General features: G+C 45.2%; 3 protein-coding genes. 1 reads left to right on the forward strand and 2 read right to left on the reverse strand.

The window, feature by feature from the left end; genetic code table 11:
- Together H6S82_RS27045 and H6S82_RS27050 are read right to left on the reverse strand one after the other, a co-directional pair.
- On the reverse strand, nt 1–401 hold a 401-nt coding region (locus H6S82_RS27045), incomplete at its 3' end, for a filamentous hemagglutinin N-terminal domain-containing protein (protein ID WP_191057021.1).
- Nucleotides 402–414: 13 nt separating this feature from the next.
- On the reverse strand, nt 415–2,199 hold the full coding sequence (locus H6S82_RS27050) for a ShlB/FhaC/HecB family hemolysin secretion/activation protein (protein WP_322111875.1): 1,785 nt from the start codon (nt 2,197–2,199) through the stop codon (nt 415–417).
- Between the two features lie 283 nt (nt 2,200–2,482).
- Between H6S82_RS27050 and H6S82_RS27055 the strand changes: the two genes are divergently transcribed.
- Nucleotides 2,483–2,800 carry a hypothetical protein gene (locus tag H6S82_RS27055; RefSeq protein ID WP_190463834.1) on the forward strand — a complete coding sequence of 106 codons (318 nt, stop codon included), beginning with the start codon at nt 2,483–2,485 and terminating at the stop codon, nt 2,798–2,800.
- Nucleotides 2,801–2,960 lie beyond the last annotated feature (160 nt).

The raw sequence follows: 2,960 nt of genomic DNA on the forward strand, positions 1-2,960 counted from the left end.
AAAAACGAGCCACCTATATTCAACCTAGCATTAGGGCCAAAAATTATCCCACTGGGGTTAATCAAAAATAAATTAGCCGTACCATTAGCTTTAATCGACCCATCAATATTAGAAATATTTCCCCCCGTCACCCGGCTGAAAATATTTTGCACATCTAAAGCATTGTTGAAAAAAGCTGACCCCCCAGTTGGAACAGAAAACTCTCGGAAACTATGAAAAAGATTATTTCCGGCTCGATTCCCGTTCTCGATCGTAAAATTAAGACCGTCTGATGTATTGACATTAGTAGATAGCGTCCCATCTGGGGCAATTTGAGCTTTGGCGACAGTAATAGGAACCCAACACCATAAAGCAATACCGCCAATTATCTGCAATGTTCTGGTAATTAGTAGTTGTTGCATATTACCTCTAGCCTCAAAATGGACTGTATTGTACGGAGAAATATAAACCTTGTTCTTGCAACGTTCTGTCGCTTGAATCAACTTCAATTAGAGGAATGCCATACTCAAATCGGGCAATAAAGCGATCGCCCTGTCGCCACTGTACCCCAAGTCCGACACCCAGCAAGGTGTTGGGGTCTGGATTCTGTCTGCCGGAACTACTCCAAGCCGTGCCAAAATCAATAAATGGAATAACTTGCAAAACCCCTTGCTGTCTGGGTAAACGGTAAATCGGTATCTGCACTTCTGCGGAAGCCAAAACGCCGTTATCAGTTAGTAAAGCATCTTGGCGGTATCCTCGGACACTGCGGAACCCGCCTAAACCAAACTGTTCTAGAGGTACAAGCGCCCTATTTGATAGCTGTACGTCAGAACGAAGCAGCAGTAAAGTTTCTGGTGCCAAAAGCCGCACGTACTGTGCTTGTCCTCGCCAAGCGAAAAAGCGACTATCGGGAGCTTCCTCGTGAATAGTGGCATCGAAAGCACCGATTCCCACGCTAAACTGAGAGCGAGCGGCAAAGACTTCTCTGGGATTGCGCTGCGTCCATTCCTGAACAAACCGCACTGCTGATATGCGGGTTCTTCCTTCGTCGTCTGCGCCTGGGGATAGGGGGTAGTTTTCTCCCAATAGAGTGGTCTGGCTTTCCTGTCGAGATGCGGATATACCAAGGGCGAATTCTTTGGTGGGAGTTTGAATTACAGGTTGGCGAAGGGATAATTCGTAGTAGTGGGAGTCTCCGGTGATATCTGCGCGATCGAATGGCGGTTCGATGACATTAGTTGAAGTTAGTCCACCAGCCAATCGGATCGTACCGTTGCGGGGATTGAACGGCATAGTGTAGCTGAGGTCTAAAGCATTACTGCCATCGGTGTTAGTGTAGACTACTCTTAAGCTATCTCCAAAACCGATTAAATTACCTTGGTCGATCTGAACGCCGCGACGGAAGCTACCGACACTGGGAGAACGACCGTTATCGGCAAAGAATTGCAGGTCAAATGAGTCAGCTTCTGTTACTTTAACTTCCAATATGCTGCGGTCTGGACGGGAACCAGCAGCCAATTCAGCCGATATGTTTTTAATCAGGGGGTTAAGTTGCAATAGCTGCAACGCCCTAAGCAAACGGTTGGTATTCAGAGGTCGTGAGGTGGCGAGTTGCAAACGACTGCGTACATAGCCGGGATTGAGTCGTCTAGTTCCTCTGACTCTAATATCTTCTATAGTGCCTTCGATAATTTGAATTTTGATTACAGCCCCTTCTGGGGATATAGGGTCTTGGTCAACGGGGATAACAGCACCTGAATTGATGTATCCCGCATCAGTGTATAGCTTGGTGATGGCTGCTTCTGCTTCCAGCACTTCGGCAAATGTCACCTGTCTATTGGTGAACTGCTTGGTCACTTCAGCTAATTTTTCGTCGCTGAATGCGTTGTTACCCTCGAATACAAATTTTTTAACAATAATTGTGCCGGGGATATTGGGCCATTGCTGGGGTGTGGGTGGTGTTGGTGCAGGTGGCTGAAGGGGTTGTTCCTGGCTGGGCGGTAGTGTGGGTGCAGGTGGTTCCGGGGTTCTGGGGATAATAGGGTTGGGAAGTTGGGCTAGCTGGCTGAAATGAGGATCGGGAGGAAGGGTAATTGAAGTAGATTTGGTATCAAAGATATCAGCAGTAGTATGAGCAGCAACTCCGGAGACACTTCCTACAACAGTTAGAAGCGCTGGTATTATCAGCCAATTACTTTGAGAGATGTGGTATCGCACTGCTGTATCTCGCTAGCAGATGTGAGCATTTTAACTAGATGATTTTATTTTGAGGGTATTTGGGCAGCCGGACAAGTAGCTGGCGAGCGGTTGGGACGGTTGCTTTCGATACCAGTGGGGTAATAAGCTCTAAAAACTACCTGCGGAATTTCCAGAAGATTATCCGATAAAACTTTCTAGCCCATTTTACAAACCTTTAGATTTTACCGCACAGGATGCCTACATAACTCCTGGTTTCCATCCCGATAAGTAGATGTGAGACAAAATACAAGGAGTCAAAAACATGGGTCAATACATCCCTTACACAACCATTAAAGATAATGGTGATGTCTACAAACATACCTCAGAATATGATGGTAGCCAAGTTGGTTATGTCAAAGGCAGTTCCATCTACAACTTAAGACATGATTATTTAGGTTATGCTGGCACAGATGGAAAAGTCTACAAGAATTATGGTTCCTATGACGATCGCTGCGTCGGCTGGGTCGATTCTACTGGTAATGTTTACAACAAAGCAGGTAACACCGTTTTCAAAACCACTAAAGGCGTTGTTGGAGCCGCTGCTTACCTATTGCTAGTATATCTAGGTGGTGTTAGATAATATTTAGTCAATTTGATTAGTTTTGTCTAATTTACCAATTTTTTAATTAGCGGTTTGTAATGATAGCACAAGCCGCATTTGTTTTTTATAAAAAATAATTTTTTGCTCTTTTTTACGATACTGGAGTTTAGACTAACCGCGCTTTAGGGCGCGGTTAGTC

Origin of the sequence: Planktothrix sp. FACHB-1355 (assembly GCF_014748295.1) — a bacterium.
GTDB lineage: Bacteria > Cyanobacteriota > Cyanobacteriia > Cyanobacteriales > Aerosakkonemataceae > Aerosakkonema > Aerosakkonema funiforme_A.

Excerpts from the sequence above, each read along its gene's own strand:
- H6S82_RS27055 (WP_190463834.1), top strand. The coding sequence starts at position 2,483 with ATGGGTCAATACATCCCTTACACAACCATTAAAGATAATGGTGATGTC.